A 19,164-nucleotide genomic window follows, 5' to 3' on the forward strand; every position below is an offset into this window, starting at 1 on the left:
AGGTCTCCGGGTCTGGTTTATTTCTTGATGAAGTCGCAGCCGCCTTCTGCCAGCGGACGGAAGATCTGATCGCCGGGAATGGCAGCGCCGACCTTGTAGTAGTCGTACTTGCCCTTGGACTCGGCAGGCGTCTTGACCTCGATCGGGTACACCGCGCGCATCACCTGGCCGTCTTCGCGGATGGCGGCGTTCTTGGTCATGAAGTCGTTGACGGTCGTGGCCTTCATCCGGGCAATCACCTTCGGGCCGTCGTCGGTGCTCGCGTCCCGCACTGCCTTGAGGTAGTGGGTTACGGCGCTGTAGACACCGGCCTGGATGTAGGTCGGCACCACATTGCCGCTGCTGCGTTCCATGAAGCGTTTGCTCCAGGCACGCGTGGCGTCGTCCTGGTCCCAGTAGAACGGCACGGTAATGTTCAAACCTTGCGCGACGTCCAGGCCCATGGCGGTGACGCTGTTGATGGTCATGCCGAACACGCTGAGCGTCTGGCCACCGCGCGTCAGACGGAACTCGGCCGCCTGCTTGAGCGAGTTGGACACGTCTGCGCCCGCGTTCAGGATCACGATGCCCTTGGCGCCGCTGGCTTGCGCCTGCAACAGGTAAGACGAAAAGTCGGTCGCACCCAGCGGGTGTTTCACCGAGCCCATCACGCGGCCACCGGCGGCCTGGATGAACTTCGTGGCCTCGGCCTGCAGCGCAGCGCCGAAGGCGTAGTCGACGGTGATGAAGTAGAAGTCCTTGATGCCCTTGTTCACCATCAGCTGTACGCCGGCCTTGGGCAGCGAGTAGGTGTCCACCAGGAACTGGATGCCCATCGGCGAGCAGGCCTTGCCGGTGAGGTCGGCCGAGACGGTGCCGGCGATCAGGTAGGGCTTCTGCTTTTCCTTCATGAGCGTCTGCACGCCGAATGCGATCGACGAGGCCGAGCCGCCGACGATGGTGTCGACCTTGTCGGTGTCCAGCCATTTGCGCGCTGCGCTGAGGCCCACGTCGGGTTTGTTCTGGTCGTCCACCGTGACCAGGTCGATGTTCTTGCCGTTGACCTTGCCGCCAAAGTCCTCGATGGCCATGCGCGCGGCCAGCACCGAGCCGGGGCCGCCGTTGCCCGAGTAGGGGCCGCTCAGATCGCCCATGACGCCGATGCGCACCACGTCGTCCGAGATCTGGGCCATGGCCGCGCCGCCTGCGAGGGCGAGTGCGGTGGCCACGAAGCTGGCGCGCAGGCCGCTGTTGAATGTCGTATTGCTCTTCATGTCTGTCTCCGGTTGTTGTCTGCGTTGAGGGAAGGGAACGGGGAACGGGAAAGTTCAGCTCCTCGGGTTGCCCGAAGGCAGCGCCAGGATCTGTTTGGCGAGAATGTTTCGCTGGATCTCGTTGGAGCCACCGAAGATCGCGGGCATGCGCGAATCCAGGTACTGGCCCATCACATCGGTGGCGATGCCGTTGACCACCACGTCGTCCATCTGCCCACCGTGGTCGCCCGCGAGCTGCACCAGCTCGTCGGCAATGCGCTGGTAGGTCTCGGTGCCCCACACCTTGAGGTAGGACACGTCGGGGCCGAGTTCTTCGCCACCGCGCAGGCGGCCCATGAAGATTTCGAACGCGGCCTTGAGATCGCGCACGTCGAGCACCAGTTGCGCATAGCGGTCGCGGAAGTCGGCCTTGTCCAGCGCGTTCGTCGCATCGGCCAGGCGGTCCAGCTGGGCCAGCGCGCCTTCGCACTGGCGCGGCGTGCCGAAGAAAATGCGCTCTTCGCGCAGGAACGAGTTGGCGACGTTCCAGCCGTCGTCGATGCGGCCCACCACGTTGCTCACGGGCACGCGCACGTTGTCGAAGAAGACTTCACTGAACTCGCTCTCGCCCTTAAGGTTGACGATGGGGCGAACCTTCACACCGGGGGTCTTGAGGTCGATCAGCAGGAAGGTGATGCCGCGTTGTTTCGCGCCTTCGATCTTGCTGGTGCGCACGAGTGCAAACATCCAGTCGGCGCCCGGGCCCAGCGTGGTCCAGATCTTCTGGCCGTTGACCACCAGCTCGTCGCCTTCGCGGTCGGCACGGGTACGCAGGCTGGCCAGGTCCGAACCGGCGTTGGGTTCGGAATAGCCCTGGCACCACATGATCTCGCCGCTGAGCACGCGCGGCAGGTGGTGATTGATCTGCTCGGGCGTGCCGTGCATGAGCAGCAGCTTGCCGATGGCCAGGCCGTGGTCGGGGATGCGCGCGCAGCCGTGGCGCGCCATTTCTTCGGCGTAGATCACCTGCTTGATGGGCGACAAGCCCATGCCGCCGTGCGCCTTCGGCCAGGAGGGCGCGAGCCAGCCTTTCTTCGACAGCGACTGGTACCAGTCCGAGATGTCGGCGTAGTAAGCGCGCTTCTTCATGAAGCGTTTTTCGGGCGGGTAGTTGGCGGCGATCCAGTCGGCCAGCACGTGGCGGAACTCATCGTCGGGCAGGTCGTCCACGTCCACACCGTCGGCCAGTGTGACGGGCGTGCCACCGTTGAGCTGGCGCATGCGGCCGGTCTTTTGCAGTTCGTCCAGGAACTGGCCTCGCTGCCACAACGGATTGCCCAGCCAGGCCGAAAGCGTGAGCGCGCGTTTGAGGCACAGGCCGATGTCGGTCTCGTCGGCAATGCCCATGCCACCGTGCAGGTGGATCGCGGCCTTGCCCACCAGCAGGGCGCTGCTGGCGGCGCGCGCGCGTGCGGCGCGCAGCGAGAGCGTGCGTTGTGCCGCGTCTCCTGCGCCGTTCCAGTCGAGCAGCGCGTTTTCGGCCGAGGCGCGCGCGAGTTGGCAGTGCATCCACATGTCGACCATGCGGTGTTGCAGCGCCTGGAAAGAGGCGATGGGCTTGCCGAACTGCACGCGTTGCGAGGTGTAGGCGACCGTGTCGTGCAGCGCGCGCTCGGCCACACCGACGAGTTCGAAGGCCGAGGCCAGGCGCGCGAGTTCGATCGCTTGTGCCACCGCATCGCGCACGGCCGGGCCACTGGCGAGCAGCGCATCGGCCGGCAAGGTGATGCCGCTGAAATCAAGCGCGCCGAAGTCCATGCCGTCGACGGTGCGGCTGCTTTGCACGGCCGGACCTTGTGCGCCAGCGGCGGTCCAGAACAGCGCGGGTTCGCCGCCGTTCAGCGCATAGACCACGAAGCCTTCGGCGGCACTGGCCAGAGGCACGAAGCGTTTCACCGCGCCTTGCAGTTGCCAGCTGTCGGCGTGGCGCTTTGCTTGCAGTTGAATACCGTCGAGATCGAGCGCATCGGCGGCTTCCTGCCAGGCAAGGGCGGCCAGCGTCTTGCCCGTGACCACGTCTTCGAGCAACTGGCGCATGGCGGCGGAACCGTCCGCGAGCGGCACCAGGGTCTGCACCACCATCAGGCCGCTGGCCACGAAGGGTTCGGGCGTGAGGCCACGGCCGAGTTCGCTCGCGATCAGCGCGGCTTCGGTCAGGCCCAGGCCGTGTCCGCCGAGCGCTTCGGGCACCAGCACACCGAACCAGCCGGCTTCGGCCATGTCGCTCCAGACCGCCCGGTCCAGCGGCACGGCCTGGTCGCGCAGGCGGCGCACGCGGGTGGGCGCGGGCTGGCGTTGGTGGAAGTCCTGCACGCTGTCGCGCAGCATGCTCTGGGTTTCGTCGAGTGTGGTCATGGGGTCGGTGTTCGGTCAGGGAGCTGGCGCAGCGCGCTCAGGCCATGTCGGTGGGAAGAACGTGGGCGCGGAATTGCTCGCGCAACTTGAGCTTTTGCAGCTTGCCGGTGGCCGTGTGCGGCAGCGTTTCCACGAAGACCACGTCGTCCGGCATCCACCACTTGGCGACCTTGCCGTCCATGAACTGCAGCAGGTCTTCGCGAGTGGTTTGCTGGCCGGCCTTGGGCACGATGATCAGCAGCGGGCGCTCTTGCCAGCGCGAGTGCGCCACGCCGATCACGGCGGCCTCCTGCACGGCGGGGTGGCCCATGGCGGCGTTCTCCAGGTCGATCGACGAGATCCATTCGCCGCCGGACTTGATGACGTCCTTGCTGCGGTCGGTGATCTGCACGAAACCGTCGGCATCCAGCGTGGCCACATCGCCGGTGGCGAACCAGCCATCCGCGTCGAGCACGCTGCCTCCTTCGGCGCGGTAGTAGCCGCTGGCCACCCACGGGCCACGCGCCTTCAGGTCGCCGAAGGCCTTGCCGTCGTGCGGCAGCGGCTGGCCGTCTTCGCCGAAGATTTCGAGGTCGACGCCGTAGATGGCGCGGCCTTGTTTGGCTTGCAGGTCGAAGCGCTGCTGAAGGTCGATGTCGCGGTGCTTGTCAAGCAGCGTGCCGATGCTGGCCAGCGGGCTGGTTTCGGACATGCCCCAGGCATGGATCACGAACGCGCCGAACAGGGTTTCAAACTTTTCGATCATGGCGCGCGGGCAGGCCGAGCCGCCGATGACGAGGCGCTTCAAGTGGATGTCGGACAGGTCCAGCGAGGCGCGGTTGCGCTCGACGTAGTCGAACAGGCCGAGCCACACCGTGGGCACGCCGAGCGAGAAGTTGCAGCGCTCCTCCTTCAACAGGCGGTACATGTTTTCGCCCGAGAGGTTGGGGCCGGGCAGCACCAGCTTGGCGCCGCACATGGCGCCCGCGTACGGAATGCCCCAGGCGTTGACGTGGAACAGCGGCACCACCAGCAGCACGCTGTCGCGCGCCGACAGGCCCAGGCCGTCGGTGGTGCAGGCGGTGAAGGAATGCAGGACGGTGGAGCGGTGGCTGTAGAGAACTCCCTTGGGATTGCCCGTGGTGCCACTCGTGTAGCAGAGCGAGGAGGCGGTGTTTTCGTCGAAGCGCGGCCAGGTGTAGTCGGGCGAGGCGGCTTCGAGCAGGTCCTCGTAGCACAGCAGGTTGGGCAGGTTCACCTGGGGCATCTGGTCGCGCCGGCACATCGCCACGAAACCCTTGGCGTGCGTGAGCTGTGGCGCGAGGCCAGCGAGCAGCTCGGCGAAGCTGGTGTCGAAGAACACGTAGCCGTCTTCGGCGTGGTTCAGGATGTAGGTGATCTGCTCCGGGAACAGGCGCGGGTTCACTGTGTGCAGCACGGCCTGCATGCCCGAGACGCCGAAGTACAGCTCGACATGGCGGTGCGTGTTCCAGGCCAGCGTGGCCACGCGGTCGCCGGCCTGCACGCCCAGCGTGGTGAGCGCATTGGCCAGGCGCTTGGCGCGTTGCTGCACCTCGCGCCAGTTGCTGCGGTGTGTGCTGCCGTCGACCAGGTGCGACACGATCTCGCGCTCGCCGTGGAAAGCGGCCGCGTGGTCGAGCACGCCGGAGAGCAGCAGTTGGTGTTGTTGCATCAGGGCTTGCATGGGGTTTCCTAGTGGTAGCTGCGGCCGCCATCGACGGCGAGCGTGATGCCGGTGACGAAAGACGATTCGGCGCTGGTGAGGTAGAGCGCGGCGAGGGCGATTTCCTGCGCTTCGGCAATGCGTTCGAGCGCGTAGCGCGGGCCGACCTGGGCGCTCAGTTGTTCGGCGGTATAGCCGCCGCGCACCATCGGCGTGTCGACCGCGCCAGGGCAGACCGTGTTCACGCGCACGTGGGGCGCCCATTCCATGGCGATGCTCTTGGAGAACGAGATGACGCCGGCCTTGGACGCGGCGTAGGCGCTGCGTTGCTTGAACGGCTGCAGGCCCTGGCCGGACGAGAGGTTCACGATGGTGCCGGCGCCGGCCGCGCGCAGCTGCGGCAGCGCGGCGCGGCAGACGTTGAAGGTGCCGGTGAGGTTGACGTCGATCACGCGCTTCCAGTCGTCAAGCGAGACCTCGTCGGCCCAGTCGGTGTTGGCAACGCCGGCCGCGTTGACCACGCCGTCGAGGCCGCCGAAGTGCTGAACGGCCAGTTGCACGGCGCGCTCCACAGCCGGTGGTTCGGTGATGTCGGCCTCACAGGCCCGCCACTGCGAGGTTGCGCCGGCCAGGTCGGCGGGGCGGTGGCGGTCGAGCGCCAACACCTGCGCGCCGGCGCGCAGGAAGAGCTCGGCGATGGCGCGTCCGATACCCGAGGCGGCGCCCGTGACCAGGATGCGCCGGCCGGCAAGACGGTCCTCCATCCGGGCGTCGCTGGGGTTGAAGGGGGGATGGGGGTTGCTGTTGCTCATGTCGAGAGGTTTGGGGTTGATTGGCAGTTACCAGCCGGCAGGTAAATAGCAAACGCCAAAAAAAACCGTTGGATTCCTGGGTATGGCGGGGATGGGCGGGAAATGTGCGACGGCTCAGGCCGTCTCGGTCTTGCGGCGCCGCGCCGCGGGGGTGGTCGGTTCTTCGATGACAAGGCCGTGCAGCAGCATGTCGAGGAACTGTTGCATCACCTCGACCGCGCTGAGTTTGCCGTCGGGCTTGTGCCAGCGCGGCATCTGGTTGAGTGCCGAGAGCAGGAAGCGGCCGGCCATGGCCGGGTCCACAGCGCGCATCTCACCCGCTTTGATGCCGTCGGCGATGCACTGGCGCAGCAGTCCTTCGTAGCTGTCGCGCAGCTTGAGCGCGGCCATACGCTGCCCATCGGTGGCGGCCTGCCAGAACGCGTTGGAGCCGGCGATCCAGCGGTCGCGGCCAGTGTCCTGCACGCGCGCCGAGGCTTCCATGAAGGCGCGCACTCGCGCCGTCGGGCCTGTGGCCTGCGCTACCGCAGCTGCGACTTGGTCGTGCAGCAACTGGATCGATTCAAGCACTATGCGCTCGTACAGCGCGTCCTTGTTCGGGAAGTAGTAGTACAGCGCAGCCTTGGTTATGTTGGCGGCTTCGGCAATGTCGCGCAGCGAAGTGCGGTCGTAGCCATGCTGCGCGAACAGCCGGCGCGCGATCGCGAGCAACTGGTTCTCGCGCGTGTCCAGCGGATCGGGGGCATCCATCGTGACGGCGGGCTTGTGTTGGCGCATAGGGAATCTTCCGTGGTGGTGGGGTTCAGCGGACCATCATAGAAAGCTCGTGAAGGGTGTGAGGATTTCAGCGGCCCTGATAGACCGGTTTGCGTTTTTCGAGGAAGGCTTTTTGCGCCTCGCGTGCGTCTTCGGTTTTGGACAGCGCGACCGTGTTGCCCTGCTCGTAGCGGTAGGCTTCTCGCGTGGGCATGTGCAGCGTCATGCGGGCGGCTTCCTTGGCCAGGCGCATGGCGATGGGGCTCTTGGAGGCGATCTCGCGTGCGATGCCCATGGCGTAGGGCATCAGCTCGTCGGGCGGCAGGCAGGCCTCGATCAGGCCCAGGCGGTAGAGCTCTTGCGCCGACACCTGCATGCCCGTGAAGAACATGCGGCGGGCGCGTGACTGGCTGAAGTGCTTCTGCAGAAAGGTGGCGCCGCCGGCCAGGCCGACGTTGATCTCGGGCATGGAGACATACGCGCTCTCCGAGGCCACCCAGATGTCCGAACCCAGCACCAGACCAAAGCCGGCGCCCAGGGCGGGGCCGTTGATGGCTGCGATGATGGGCTTGGCGCACTCGACCATGGCGTTGGTGCACTCGCGCGTGAGGCGGTTGTGGCGGCCATAGGCGCCGGGCGTATCGCCCAGGTTCGGGCGCTCGCGGATGTCGGCACCGGCCGAGAAGGTTTTGCCCGCGCCGGTGATCACGATGGCGGCCACCTCTGCCATGTCGCTCAAGGTGTCGAAGCACTCGATGATTTCGCCGCGCAGTTCGGCGTTCTGGGCGTTGACCGGCGCGCGGTTCAACGTGACGACGGCAATGCCTTCATCGATCTGCAGCTGGAGGTGTTGGAAGTTCATGGTCGGTGTCCTGCGGCGTCGCGTGGTTTCAGTGCGTGGTGGAGATCAGCGCGTCCAGGCACACACCGCCTTCGGTCTGCACCACGAAGGGGTTGATGTCGATGCCCGCGAGCTGGTCGGCGTGTTGCACAGCGAATTCAGATAGCTTGCTAATTGCTTTGCACAGCGCCGGCACGTCGTAGACCGGCCCACCGCGCCAGCCCTTGAGCAAGGCCGAGGCGCGCACTGAATCCACCAGCGTGAGACTCTGAGCAGGCGTGAGTGGCGCCGACGCAAAGGCCACGTCCTTGTAGAGCTCCACCGCCGTGCCGCCCAGGCCGAACATCACCATGGGGCCGAACACTGCGTCCATGTGGATGCCGATGATGGTCTCCACACCGCCGCGCACCATGGGCGCGATCAGCACGCCGTCGATGCGGGCATGCGGCGCGCGCTCGGCCGCGCGGGCGAGCAAGATGTCGTAGCCTGCGGCCACTGCATCGGCGTCTTGCAGACCCACGAGCACGCCGCCGACTTCGGTCTTGTGCGGGATGTCGGCCGAGACGATCTTGGCCACCACGGGATAGCCCATCGCGTTGGCCGCAGCCACCGCATCGCTCGCGCTGTTGCAGGTTTTTTCGGGCAGCACGGGAATGCCGGCCGCGCCCAGCAAGGCCTTGGCCTGCGTTTCGGTGGCAACCGTGGGCAGCTTCTGCGCAGCGGCGGGCACGGCCACATCGGCGGTGCGCATGTCGCGGCGCAAGCGGGCCATGCGCGCGGCACCGGCGATGGCGCGCACCGCGCGGGTCGGGTCGGCAAACACGGCCACGCCCGCCGCTTCAAGGCGTTGCGAGACCCCCTCGTCGGACAGCATCACCACCACCAGCGCGCGGTCCGGGTGTTCGCGGTGGATGGCAATCAACCGGTCTTCGGTGGACTGGAACCGCTTGGGCGACAGGCCCACGTGCGCGAGGTACGCGAACAGGCTGCCATAGGCGGCGTCCTTGCCGAGCATGGCTTCGATCGTGCGCGCCACGCCGTCGGGCACGGCGGTCACTTGCGCCGTGGTGTCAAAGGGGTTGGCCGGCACGGCGTAGGGCAGCAGCTCGCGCAGCGCGGCGTTGGCGCTCTCGGTCAGCGCGGGCAGCTTCATGCCGAGTTCGGTGGCGTTGTCGGCCATCAGGATGCCGATGCCGCCCGAGCCGGTCATGATGCCGATGTCTTCGTTGCTGGGCAGCGTGCCGATGACGGCGCACAGGTGCGCGAGGTCGAGCATTTCTTCCACCGATTGCGCGCGGTGCGCACCGCATTCGGCAAACACGGCGTCGTAGACCGCGTCGTTGCCGGCCAGCGAGCCGGTGTGGGTGGCGGCGGCCGCAGCACCCACGTCGGTGCTGCCGATCTTCATGATGATCACAGGCTTGCCGGCGACCGCTGCCTTGCGCAGCGCGGCGCGCAGACGCGCGCCGTCCTTGCAGGCTTCGAGCGCGGCACAGATCACGCGCGTATCGGGGTCTTCTGCGAGGTAGTCGATGCACTCGGCCACGTCCACGTCGGCCTCGTTGCCGGTGGCAATCACGCGCGACAGGCCGATGCCGCGCAGTGTGGCCATGCCATACGTGGCCGAGCCGAAAGCGCCGCTCTGTGTGGCAAGGCCGATCACGCCGTGCTTCGGGCGCAGGCCGTTGAGCGCGGTGGAGAAGGTGGCGTAAAAATTCTGCGAAGGGTTCAACAAGCCCAGCGCGTTGGGCCCGACCATGCGCATGCCGGCTTCGCGGCAAATGGCCACCAGGCGCGCCTGCAGCTCAACACCGGCTGCGTCCACCTCGGCAAAACCGGCGGTGAACACCTGCACGGCCTTCACGCCTTTGGCTGCGCATTCCTTCAGCGCGGCTTCCACGCCTGGCACTGGCACGGCGATGATCGCGTGGTCCACCGGGCCCGGCACGTCGAGCAGGCTCGCGTACGCAGGCAGGCCCTGGATCTCTGCGGCACCGCTGCGGTTAACCGGATGCAACCGGCCTTTGAAGCCGGCTTCGAGCAGAAAGCGCAGAGGGCGGCCACCGATGCGCTCGGGGTCGGACGAGGCGCCGATCAGCGCCACGGAAGTTGGAAAGAACAGCGGGTGTAGGGGGTGCATGGCGTCGGCGCGCATAGGGTTCTTAAAGAAGAGCGTGGGTCACGCCACCGTCGACCAGCAGCGATTCGCCTGTGACGAAGCTGCTCTCATCGGAGGCCAGGAAGCAAACGGCCGAGGCAATGTCGTTCACCTCGCCCAGGCGGCCCAGCGGTGTGCGTGCAATGCGTTTGGCCACCATGTCGGGATTGACGTTGATGGCCACGCCTTCGGTCGACACCGAGCCGGGGCACACCGCATTTACGCGGATTTTCTGCGGGCCCAGATCGACCGCCGCTGAGCGCGTGAGGCCCAGCACGCCGGACTTCACGCCGCAGTACACCATGCCCGACGGAATGCCCAGAAAGCTCGCGGCCGAGGCGATGTTGACGATGGCGCCGCCACCCGAACGCGCCATTGCGGCTGCACCTATCTGAATGCCCCAGACCACCGAGTGAAAACCAGTGCCGGTCATGCGCGCCAGGGTTTCGGGGGTGATCGCATCGATGGGGCCGTAGCGCACCCAAATGGCGTTGTTGACCAGGATGTCGAAGTGACCGAAGCGGCGCTCGAGGTCTTCGACGGCGTGCTCGAAAGTGGCGCGTTGGGCCACGTCGCCCGCGTAGGCCTGGGCTTGTGCGCCTTGGTCGCGCAGCGCCTGGGCCGCGCGCTCTGCGTTGTCGCCCTTGATGTCGAGCACACCGATGGTGGCGCCCTCGGCCGCGAAGCGTTCGCAGATGGCGCGCCCGATGCCTTGTGCGCCGCCAGTGACAAGGGCCACCTTGCCCTTCAATCTTGATCCCATGTTGCAGTCTCCATCGTTGTGAATTATTCTACCTGCCGGTTAGTAAATCACGATAGCGTCAAAAACTAAGTAAATACCCTATGTCAACCCCAGATCTGAACCAGCAAGTCACCCAACTGATGGACCGCGAGGCGATCCGCGAATGCATGGCGCGGTACTGCCGCGGCATCGACCGCCAGGACGAAGAAGCGCTGCGCAGCGCTTACTGGCCGGATGCAACCGACCGCCACGGCCCCTACCAGGGCAGCGCTACCGGTTTCATCGACTGGGCCCTGAAAAAACTCGCCAAGGACAGCGAGCGCTCTATCCACAACATCACCAACATGTCGATCACGCTCGCAGGCATGCAGGCCGGCGTCGAGACCTACTTCCTTGCGCTGCAGCGCGACCGCGATGCGCAGGGCATCGCGCGCGAGGTCTTCATCGCCGGTCGCTACGTGGACCGCTTCGAGAAGCGTGGCGACGAGTGGCGCATTGCGGCGCGCACCGTGGTCTACGACTGGCTGCGCTCGTTGGGCACGCCCGGCGTGAGCGAGGCAGAGCACTTCGGCTCGGTGCGCCAGCCCGTGGGATCGCTGCGCGACAGCGACCCCATCTATGCGCTGCTCGCTTCTCTGAAGAATTGAGCACGCCATGACCTGCACCCCCGCGACCGTCAAATCGGCCGCGCGTGCACTGGAGTTGCTTGAGCACTTCCGCGCCGAGCGCGTGCCGCGCTCGCGCAAGGATATCGCCGACGCGCTCGGCTACCCGCAGTCGAGCACGACGGCGCTGCTCAAGAGTCTGACCGTGCTGGGCTACCTGAACTACGACCGCGTGCAGCGGGTGTATTTCCCCACACTGCGCGTGGCTGCGCTGGGCGAGTGGATCGGCCCCACGCTGCTCGGTGACAACGAGCAACTGCTGGAGGCGATGCGTGATGTGCACAACGCGACGGGCGAGACCGTGTCGCTGGGTTTGCTCAACGATGTTTACATACAGCACGTGCGCATCATCCAGTCCACGCACGCCATGCGCTTCTATACCGAGGAAGGCAGTATGCGGCCGGTGGTGAAGTCCTCGCTGGGCTGGCTGCTGATGTCCACGCGCAGCCCGGAGCAGATTGAGCGCCTGGTTCGGCGCTCCAACATTGTCATCACCCAACCGTCGGAGCGGGTGAATGTGGCCGAGATGGTCCAGCGCATCCTGTCATTCAAGGGCCAATCGCAGATCTACATCGAGGGCATGCCCTTCGCGGACGGCGCCACGATGTGCGCGCTGGTGCCTGTGACCATTCATGGCCAACCCGTGGTGCTCGGACTGGGTGGCAGCCTGGAGCGCGTGCGGGCAAACCGCGTGCGTTACGCGGCGGTGCTGCGCCGCGCCGTGGCTTCGATACGGCCGTAGGGCCCACTTCCTTCAGTGGAAGGAAAATGGAAAACGGAGCGGCTGAGGCCGCTCCTTGTCATCAGACCTCCACTGCCTGGCGCACCGGCTCGATCTGGTGGCCCGCGTAGCCGTTGGCCGCGGCCGCGGCGCAGTGCTCGCGGTACTTCAAGAAGCCGCCAATGAACTGCGTGAGGCCCTGCGGTTTGCCTTCCACGTTCGCGCCCACCCACCAGGTCTTGGCCTTGTTGATCAGGGAGTTCTTTGCTAGCGCGTGCACCAGCTCCATCCAGTCGTCTTCGATCTTCCTGCTGGGCTCGATGCTGCCCAGGCCGTTCTTGCGCAGGTGCGTGATGGCGTCGGCGATCCAGTCGACGTCGTTCTCGCTCATGCGGATGATGTTGGCCAGCGCCGCCGGGCCGTTGGGGCCGGTGGTCATGAACAGATTGGGGAAACCTTCCAGCATGATGCCCAGGTGCGAACGCGGGCCGTTCTTCCACTTGTCCTGTATCGTGCGGCCGTCGCGGCCCACCACGTCAAAGGCCAGCAGCGCGCCGGTGAGGCCGTCGTAACCTGTGGCCAGGATCAGGATGTCGAGTTCAGTCTCGCCGCTTGCGGTGCGGATGCCCTTTTCGGTGGCTTCGAGGATCGGGTCCGTCAGGCAGTCCATGAGGTGGACGTTGGGCAGGTTGTAGGTCTCGTAGTAGCCGGTGTCCAGGCAGGGCCGACGCGCAAAGATGGGGTAGCCGCGGGGCTTGAGTGATTCCGCCGTTGACGGGTCGGTCACGACCTCGCCGATCTTGCCGCGCACGAACTCGGCCACGTGCTCATTGGCCTCTTCGTTGATCATCAGGTCGCCAAAGGTGCCGAGCATGGCCAGGCCGCCCTGGTTCCAGGAGTCTTCGAGCAGTGCGAGGCGCTGGCCCGGCGTGACGGTGAAGAAACCGCGCGTAGACAGCGGCCGCGCGCCACCGATCGCGCTGTTGCGCGCGATCTCGCGGATACCTGCGTAGTGGCGCTTGACCTCGGCCATGTACTCGGGCTCGATCGGCACGTTGCGCATGGGCATGGTGAAGCTGGGCGTGCGCTGGAACACAAATAGCTCGCCAGCCTGACGGCCCACTTCCTGCACGATCTGGATGCCGGTTGACCCGGTGCCGATCACGCCCACGCGCTTGCCAGCAAAGTCGACCGGCTCATGTGGCCATCGCGCGGCGTACATCAGTCGACCTTTGAAGCGATCAAGGCCTTCGATCTCGGGCTTCTTGGGCACCGACAATGGGCCGGTGGCCATGATGCAGAAGGGCGCCTCAAAGGTGTCTCCGCGGTTGGTCTTCACGGTCCAGAGTTGACGGTCCTCGTCCCACACCGCGCTGTCGACGCGGGTGTTGAACTGAAAGTGGCGGCGCAGATCGAGGCGCTTGGCCACGAAGTCAATGTAGCGCAGCAACTCGGGCTGCGCGGCGTACTGCTCGGACCAGGTCCACTCCTGCTCGATCTCGGGCGAGAAGGAATAGCTGTAGTCGATGCTGGGCAGGTCCACGCGCGCGCCCGGGTAGCGGTTCCAATACCAGACGCCGCCGACGTCGTTGCCGGACTCGAAAGCCTGCAGCTTCAGACCCAGCTTGTTGAATTTGTACACGGCGTACATGCCGCCGAAGCCGCCGCCGACGATGATCACGTCGAGGCGCGTGACGCCGTCATCCGCGGGCCGAGAACGTTGGGGTAAGGCTGTTGCCGCCATGCTTGTCTCCTGGACTTGTTGCGGTGCCGCTTCGGTTCGACGCGCTGCCGCAGGTTGATCGGTCTACTCAGACGCGATCATGGCAATTAACCTGCCGACAGGCAAGTATCAAATGCATGGCGTTTGAAATATCACGTATGTGTTTTTTTCTGGCCTAGGGTTATGTGGCTGGACTGCACAGACACGGCGCGACCTTGCAACATCCGATTCATCCAGAAAACCCACCCTTACTCAGCGATGGAGGTCGGCCGTTCGCCGCGCCGGGCCGAACGCAGAGGCTAACTGATCGCCGGTGCTCTTCTAATTGCCATGAGAGCAAACTGGAGGCGGGATTGTTGGAAAGCCCACCCTGGCGCTGGTAGCCGAGCACCACGGCAACGCACCCAAGTCACCGCCATTGAGCCCCCGGCGGAAGAGGGCGCCCTCGCGGATGCCGCTCACCGACAACCAGGCTTGCAAGGCGACACCCGCCGCGCCCAGAACCGGCAGTGGTTCTCGGGCCGATTCAGGAATTTGACGTCTGCCGCGGCCACCTCGGAACGCCGGCGCTCGCCACTGGCCCAGGCAAAGAGGAGAAGGGTGCGGTCGCGTTTTCCCTTCAGTGAATCGTCGCAGGTGACCAGCACGAGCTGCAGCGGGCCCTTGGTCAGCGCGTCCTTCTTTTTGGGCAGCTCAACGCGTTTGGCGTAGGCCTTGCGCGTGCGCGAGAGCAACTCGCGCGCCCTTGGGATCCTGACACGGGTTTTTCACGTCAAGGCGAGCACGGCCAGGCGCTGCACCAGTGTGTGTGCGCCATCGGTCCTGGTTTTTGTTTGTAGCCGGCGTCGATCTCGGGCGGGAGCTAGTGCACATGGCTTTGAACCGAAGGGCTTGTTCCATGCGGGTTTCAGGGCTGCAAGGCCGTTTCCTAGGTGGTGGCTTGATCTTCCACGATGTATATTATGTATAGTTAATGATGCGGAAGTGCTTTCCGTTTCGGGCTTGAAGCTTGCTTAGTATTCCCGTGCCTTATCCAGACCGTACATCCCTACTATGCGGGGAAACACCTGCAGCCCAATGACGGTGCACCCTGAAGCGTCAACCTACAATCCAAACGCTTGTATCAACCCATTTGGCGATCAACTTAACCGCCATTGAAAGATGTCCATGAAAAACCTCCTTTTGTCCCTGAGCCTGATTGGCGCCGCCGCCTTGGTTGGTTGCGGCAAGACCGAAACTCCAGCGCCTGAGGCTGCCCCTGCGCCTGCACCCGTTGCCGCTCCGGCTGCGGCGCCCGCACCGGCCGAGCTGCCTGAACTCAAGGTTGCGATCGACCCGACCTACGAGCCCTTCACCTTCAAAACCGCGGATGGCAAACCCACCGGTTTTGACGTGGACATCGCCGAAGCGCTGTGCAACGAGATCAAGCGCAAATGCGTTTACGTCGAGCAAGTCTGGGACAGCATGATCCCCGGCCTGCAGGCCAAGAAATACGACGTCATCGTCAGCTCGATGTCGATCACCGAAGAACGCCAGCAGGTTGTGGACTTCACCGACAAGTACTACTTCACGCCCAGCCGCATCGTGGTCAAGACCGGCACGGCCTTCACCGATCTGGCCTCGCTCAAGGGTAAGAAAATCGGCGTGCTCAAAGGCAGCACGCAAGAGAAGTACGCCATGGGTGAACTCAAGGCCGCAGGCGTGAGCGTGGTTCCCTACGAAGCCCAGGACCAGGTCTACCTGGACATCAAGTCCGGCCGCCTGGACGGTACGGTGGCTGATCAGGTTGAAGTCAATGGCGGCTTCCTGAGCAAGCCTGAAGGCGCCGGCTACGGCTTCGTGGGCCCTGTGCTCGCAGATGCGAAGTATTTCGGCACCGGCGTTGGCGTGGCCCTGCGCAAAGGCGAGACCGCTCTCAAGGATGAGTTGAACGCCGCCATCAAGTCCATTCGCTCCAATGGCGTCTACGAGACGGTCAGCAAGAAGTACTTCGACTTTGACGTGTACGGCAACTAAGCTGTAGCGTGCTGTCCGGCTACTTCGCCTCGATCCTGCAGGGCGCCCTCCTCACGGTGGGCGTTTCACTGGCTGCCCTCGTGGTAGCCATCCTGCTGGGCCTGCTTGGCGCGGTGGCCAAACTCTCGGGTCGCCCCATTCTCGTGGGGCTGGCCACCGTCTACACCACGCTGGTGCGTGGCATTCCCGAGCTGGTGCTCATGCTGCTCATCTTCTATGGCGGCACCATCGGACTCAATCACCTGCTCGAATCGATGGGCAGCAAATCCTCGGTCGACATCAACCCGTTCCTGGCGGGCATGCTCACCATCGGCTTCATTTATGGCGCCTACATGACGGAGACTTTCCGTGGCGCCATCCTCTCGATCCCGAAGGGGCAGATGGAGGCTGCGTGGGCGTTCGGCATGGGCCCTGTGCGCACTTTCTTGCGCATCACCGCCCCTCAAATGGTGCGCTACGCCCTGCCCGGATTCACCAACAACTGGTTGGTGCTGATCAAAGCCACGGCGCTCGTGAGCCTGATCGGTTTGCAGGAGATGACCTACCTGGCCAAACAGGCCAGTGCGGCCACCCGCGAGCCCTTCACCTTTTTCCTGTTTGCCGCTGCGCTGTTCTTGGCCTACACCTCCGTGTCGCTGTGGGCGCTGCGCTGGCTGGATCGACGCTTCAGCTTGGGCGTGAAACGCGCCAACACCTGAGCAACAGCCATGAAATGGGACGTCATCTTTCAGCCCAGCACCCTGGCCATGTATGGCGAGGGTCTCATCACCACCTTGTGGTTGCTGCTCTCGTCGCTGGGCGTGGGCACAGTGCTCGCCGTGCTGTTCGCGCTGGCGTTGACGAGCTCGGTGGCACCGCTGCGCTGGCTCGTCGGTGCCTACACCTACGTCATCCGTGGCACGCCGCTGCTGATCCAGCTCTACATGATTTATTACGGTCTGGCGCAACTGGACTGGATCCAGGAGCGCTGGAACGACGTCTGGCCCTGGACACACTTCAAGGAGCCGTTCTTCTGCGCGTTGCTCGCCTTCAGTCTGAACACCGCTGGCTACACCGCCGAGATGCTGGCGGGAGCGATCCGGGAAACCGCGGCCGGTGAAATCGAGGCCGCGCAGGCCATGGGCATGAGCTCCGCCACGGCGATGCGCCGCATCGTGCTGCCCAGCGCCATTCGCCGCACCCTCCCGGCCTACAGCAACGAAGTGGTGATGATGCTGCACGCCACCAGTCTGGCCAGCACAGTGCCTGCCATGCTGGATGTGACCGCCGCCGCCAGCCGCATCTACTCGGACTTCTACCTGCCCTTCGAGGCCTACATTTTTGCTGCCGCGATCTACCTCACCATCACGTTCAGTCTGGTGGGCGCCTTCAAGCTCGCCGAGCGGCGCTTCCTGGCCCACCTGGCACCCCGCGGACATTGAGGGCCGCGGCCTCTGTCGAACCATGCAACGCACCGAATACCCCTTGCTCAGCCCAAGCCTGGGCAGTCAGAAGACCTTGGTAGGTTTTCACTTTGGCACGCCCGGCGCTCGTCCCAAGGTCTACATACAGGCCAGCCTGCACGCCGAAGAGCTGCCAGGCATGCTGGTCGCGCACCATTTGCGCGAGCGACTGGAAGAGGCCGAAAAGGCGGGACTCCTGCTGGGCGAGGTCATCGTGGTCCCGGCGGCCAACCCGATCGGCCTGAGCCAGCGCCTGGACCACCGCGCCATGGGCCGTTTCGAGTTCGACACGGCACAGAATTTCAATCGCCACTACCCGGACATGGCCGCCGCCGTACTGGCCGAAGCCAGTTCCCGCATGGGCCCCGACGCGCGTGCCAACGTGGCCACTGTGCGCAAATTGGTGGGTGAGTGGCTCGCCCAGTGGCAGCCCGCCAGCGAACTCGACAGCATGCGCCGACGGTTGCTGCTGCTCTCCCACGACGCGGACCTGGTGCTCGACCTCCACTGCGACAACGACGCGGTGATGCACCTCTACAGCGAGGAGGCCTGCTGGCCACCGTTCGAGCCGCTCGCGCGCTTGCTTGGCTGCCAGGCCGTGCTGCTGGCGCGCGAGTCTGGCGGCGGGCCGTTCGACGAGCGCCTCTCGGGTCTGTGGTGGCAATTGGCCGCTGCGCTGCGCGCCCAAGGCGTGAAGGCCCCCCTGCCCCAGGCATGTGCCAGCACCACGGTGGAGCTGCGTGGCGAGGGAGACGTGTCACACGACATCGCCCGGCAGGACGCGCAGGCGATCTTCGCTTTCCTGGAGCACACAGGCGCCCTGGCTGCGATCGCGCCGCGCAAGCTGCCGCCCATGGCTTGCAAACCGACGCCGCTGGCGGGCTCGCAGACACTGCGTTCACCGGTACCGGGTGTGCTGGTGTTTCTGGCCAAACCCGGTACGCACCTGGACGTGGGGGACGTGGTGGCCGAGGTGATCGACCCCACGGCCGCTGGACTTGCACGGGTGCATGAGGTGCGCTCCGAGGTCTCGGGTGTGCTGTATGCCAGCGTGCGCGACCGCTACATCGTTGCAGGCGGTGAAGTCGGCAAGATCGCCGGCGCCACACCGTTCCGCTCGGGCGACCTGCTGGGCGCCTGAGTTTCCATCTCCATCGGGCATCGAACATGACTGCAGAAACCACCGCCACCCGAACGCCCGGCCGCCCCTTGCTGGAGGTCCACGACATCCACAAGCGTTTTGGATCCAACGAAGTGCTCAAAGGCGTGTCGCTGCAGGCCCGCGCTGGCGACGTGATCAGCCTGATCGGCAGTTCGGGTTCGGGCAAGAGCACGCTGCTGCGTTGCATCAACCTGCTGGAGAACCCCAACACCGGTCGCATCGTCCTGGCCGGCGAAGAGTTGCAGCTCAAGGCAGACAAGCGTGGCGAGTTGCGCGCGGTCAACGCCGCCCAGCTGCAGCGCTTGCGCACCAAGCTGGCCATGGTGTTCCAGCACTTCAACCTCTGGGCCCACATGACGGTGTTGCAGAACATCATTGAAGCGCCGGTGCATGTGCTGGGCATCCCGAAGGACAAAGCGGTGGAGACCGCGCGCCGCTACCTGGAACGCGTGGGCCTGCGGGGCGTGGAAGACCGATATCCCTCGCACATGAGCGGCGGTCAGCAGCAGCGTGTGGCGATCGCGCGCGCGCTGGCCGTGGAGCCCGACGTGATGCTGTTCGACGAGCCCACGAGCGCACTCGATCCGGAACTGGTGGGCGAGGTGCTGCGTGTGATGAAGCTGTTGGCCGAAGAAGGCCGCACCATGGTGGTGGTCACGCACGAAATGGGCTTTGCGCGCGAGGTGTCCTCGCACCTGATCTTCCTGCACAAGGGCTGCATCGAAGAACAGGGTGTGCCCGCCGAGGTGCTGGCCCGACCCAAGAGCGAGCGCCTCGCTCAGTTCCTGTCAGGCAACTTGAAGTAACGCACCCCTC

16 protein-coding genes and 1 pseudogene are annotated in these 19,164 nt (G+C 65.2%); 7 read left to right on the top strand and 10 right to left on the bottom strand.

Features of this window, described 5'->3' with window-relative positions:
- Nucleotides 1–17 precede the first annotated feature (17 nt).
- The 8 genes from ASE11_RS17005 to ASE11_RS17040 all read right to left on the bottom strand — a co-directional run bounded on the left by ASE11_RS17005 (nucleotide 18) and on the right by ASE11_RS17040 (nucleotide 10,640).
- The gene (locus ASE11_RS17005; protein ID WP_056274456.1) at nucleotides 18–1,253 is read right to left on the bottom strand and encodes an ABC transporter substrate-binding protein; all 1,236 of its coding nucleotides are present in this window, start codon (nucleotides 1,251–1,253) and stop codon (nucleotides 18–20) included.
- 54 nt (nucleotides 1,254–1,307) lie between these two features.
- On the bottom strand, nucleotides 1,308–3,647 hold the full coding sequence (locus ASE11_RS17010; protein ID WP_056274459.1) for an acyl-CoA dehydrogenase: 2,340 nt from the start codon (nucleotides 3,645–3,647) through the stop codon (nucleotides 1,308–1,310).
- Between the two features lie 37 nt (nucleotides 3,648–3,684).
- A complete protein-coding gene (locus ASE11_RS17015) occupies nucleotides 3,685–5,331 on the bottom strand; it encodes a 3-(methylthio)propionyl-CoA ligase (protein ID WP_056274461.1) in 1,647 nt (548 codons plus the stop codon).
- 8 nt (nucleotides 5,332–5,339) lie between these two features.
- On the bottom strand, nucleotides 5,340–6,122 hold the full coding sequence (locus ASE11_RS17020) for an SDR family NAD(P)-dependent oxidoreductase (RefSeq protein WP_235501342.1): 783 nt from the start codon (nucleotides 6,120–6,122) through the stop codon (nucleotides 5,340–5,342).
- Nucleotides 6,123–6,236: 114 nt separating this feature from the next.
- The gene (locus tag ASE11_RS17025) at nucleotides 6,237–6,899 is read right to left on the bottom strand and encodes a TetR/AcrR family transcriptional regulator (RefSeq protein ID WP_056274465.1); all 663 of its coding nucleotides are present in this window, start codon (nucleotides 6,897–6,899) and stop codon (nucleotides 6,237–6,239) included.
- Between the two features lie 67 nt (nucleotides 6,900–6,966).
- A complete protein-coding gene (locus ASE11_RS17030; protein ID WP_056274470.1) occupies nucleotides 6,967–7,740 on the bottom strand; it encodes an enoyl-CoA hydratase/isomerase family protein in 774 nt (257 codons plus the stop codon).
- 28 nt (nucleotides 7,741–7,768) lie between these two features.
- Entirely contained in the window at nucleotides 7,769–9,859 is a 2,091-nt protein-coding gene (locus tag ASE11_RS17035; protein WP_056275023.1) for an acetate--CoA ligase family protein, read from the bottom strand.
- A 22-nt stretch (nucleotides 9,860–9,881) separates the two neighbouring features.
- Nucleotides 9,882–10,640, bottom strand: coding sequence for an SDR family NAD(P)-dependent oxidoreductase (locus tag ASE11_RS17040; RefSeq protein ID WP_056274472.1), 759 nt, complete (start codon nucleotides 10,638–10,640; stop codon nucleotides 9,882–9,884).
- 80 nt (nucleotides 10,641–10,720) lie between these two features.
- Between ASE11_RS17040 and ASE11_RS17045 the strand changes: the two genes are divergently transcribed.
- Together ASE11_RS17045 and ASE11_RS17050 are read left to right on the top strand one after the other, a co-directional pair.
- Nucleotides 10,721–11,266: a nuclear transport factor 2 family protein gene (locus tag ASE11_RS17045; protein ID WP_200959377.1), complete on the top strand. Its 546-nt coding sequence runs from the start codon at nucleotides 10,721–10,723 to the stop codon at nucleotides 11,264–11,266.
- Nucleotides 11,267–11,273: 7 nt separating this feature from the next.
- Entirely contained in the window at nucleotides 11,274–12,026 is a 753-nt protein-coding gene (locus tag ASE11_RS17050; RefSeq protein WP_056274474.1) for an IclR family transcriptional regulator, read from the top strand.
- Between the two features lie 61 nt (nucleotides 12,027–12,087).
- Here ASE11_RS17050 and ASE11_RS17055 read toward each other — a convergent pair whose 3' ends face one another.
- Nucleotides 12,088–13,749 (bottom strand): flavin-containing monooxygenase, encoded by a 1,662-nt coding sequence (locus ASE11_RS17055; RefSeq protein WP_082585809.1) that lies wholly within the window; start codon nucleotides 13,747–13,749, stop codon nucleotides 12,088–12,090.
- 381 nt (nucleotides 13,750–14,130) lie between these two features.
- Nucleotides 14,131–14,590: pseudogene (locus tag ASE11_RS27140) on the bottom strand (integrase); the annotation flags it as partial.
- A 305-nt stretch (nucleotides 14,591–14,895) separates the two neighbouring features.
- Here ASE11_RS27140 and ASE11_RS17065 point away from each other — a divergent pair.
- The 5 genes from ASE11_RS17065 to ASE11_RS17085 are packed head-to-tail and all read left to right on the top strand — an operon-like array spanning nucleotide 14,896 to nucleotide 19,154.
- On the top strand, nucleotides 14,896–15,744 hold the full coding sequence (locus ASE11_RS17065; protein ID WP_082585810.1) for an ABC transporter substrate-binding protein: 849 nt from the start codon (nucleotides 14,896–14,898) through the stop codon (nucleotides 15,742–15,744).
- A gap of 11 nt (nucleotides 15,745–15,755) precedes the next feature.
- A complete protein-coding gene (locus ASE11_RS17070) occupies nucleotides 15,756–16,442 on the top strand; it encodes an ABC transporter permease (protein ID WP_156406411.1) in 687 nt (228 codons plus the stop codon).
- Nucleotides 16,443–16,451: 9 nt separating this feature from the next.
- A complete protein-coding gene (locus tag ASE11_RS17075; protein WP_056274482.1) occupies nucleotides 16,452–17,165 on the top strand; it encodes an ABC transporter permease in 714 nt (237 codons plus the stop codon).
- Between the two features lie 22 nt (nucleotides 17,166–17,187).
- Nucleotides 17,188–18,327 carry a succinylglutamate desuccinylase/aspartoacylase family protein gene (locus tag ASE11_RS17080; protein WP_056274487.1) on the top strand — a complete coding sequence of 380 codons (1,140 nt, stop codon included), beginning with the start codon at nucleotides 17,188–17,190 and terminating at the stop codon, nucleotides 18,325–18,327.
- Nucleotides 18,328–18,353: 26 nt separating this feature from the next.
- A complete protein-coding gene (locus ASE11_RS17085) occupies nucleotides 18,354–19,154 on the top strand; it encodes an ABC transporter ATP-binding protein (RefSeq protein ID WP_056274490.1) in 801 nt (266 codons plus the stop codon).
- Nucleotides 19,155–19,164 lie beyond the last annotated feature (10 nt).

Origin of the sequence: Hydrogenophaga sp. Root209, assembly GCF_001428625.1 — a bacterium.
Lineage (GTDB): Bacteria > Pseudomonadota > Gammaproteobacteria > Burkholderiales > Burkholderiaceae_C > Hydrogenophaga.

Bases quoted from the DNA above. Each gene is read 5' to 3' on its own strand.
- ASE11_RS17055 (WP_082585809.1), bottom strand. From the start codon at position 13,749: ATGGCGGCAACAGCCTTACCCCAACGTTCTCGGCCCGCGGATGACGGC.
- ASE11_RS17085 (WP_056274490.1), top strand. From the start codon at position 18,354: ATGACTGCAGAAACCACCGCCACCCGAACGCCCGGCCGCCCCTTGCTG.
- ASE11_RS17020 (WP_235501342.1), bottom strand. From the start codon at position 6,122: ATGAGCAACAGCAACCCCCATCCCCCCTTCAACCCCAGCGACGCCCGG.
- ASE11_RS17050 (WP_056274474.1), top strand. From the start codon at position 11,274: ATGACCTGCACCCCCGCGACCGTCAAATCGGCCGCGCGTGCACTGGAG.
- ASE11_RS17075 (WP_056274482.1), top strand. From the start codon at position 16,452: ATGAAATGGGACGTCATCTTTCAGCCCAGCACCCTGGCCATGTATGGC.
- ASE11_RS17040 (WP_056274472.1), bottom strand. From the start codon at position 10,640: ATGGGATCAAGATTGAAGGGCAAGGTGGCCCTTGTCACTGGCGGCGCA.
- ASE11_RS17035 (WP_056275023.1), bottom strand. From the start codon at position 9,859: ATGCACCCCCTACACCCGCTGTTCTTTCCAACTTCCGTGGCGCTGATC.
- ASE11_RS17080 (WP_056274487.1), top strand. From the start codon at position 17,188: ATGCAACGCACCGAATACCCCTTGCTCAGCCCAAGCCTGGGCAGTCAG.
- ASE11_RS17030 (WP_056274470.1), bottom strand. From the start codon at position 7,740: ATGAACTTCCAACACCTCCAGCTGCAGATCGATGAAGGCATTGCCGTC.
- ASE11_RS17065 (WP_082585810.1), top strand. From the start codon at position 14,896: ATGAAAAACCTCCTTTTGTCCCTGAGCCTGATTGGCGCCGCCGCCTTG.
- ASE11_RS17045 (WP_200959377.1), top strand. From the start codon at position 10,721: ATGTCAACCCCAGATCTGAACCAGCAAGTCACCCAACTGATGGACCGC.
- ASE11_RS17025 (WP_056274465.1), bottom strand. From the start codon at position 6,899: ATGCGCCAACACAAGCCCGCCGTCACGATGGATGCCCCCGATCCGCTG.
- ASE11_RS17005 (WP_056274456.1), bottom strand. From the start codon at position 1,253: ATGAAGAGCAATACGACATTCAACAGCGGCCTGCGCGCCAGCTTCGTG.
- ASE11_RS17015 (WP_056274461.1), bottom strand. From the start codon at position 5,331: ATGCAAGCCCTGATGCAACAACACCAACTGCTGCTCTCCGGCGTGCTC.
- ASE11_RS17010 (WP_056274459.1), bottom strand. From the start codon at position 3,647: ATGACCACACTCGACGAAACCCAGAGCATGCTGCGCGACAGCGTGCAG.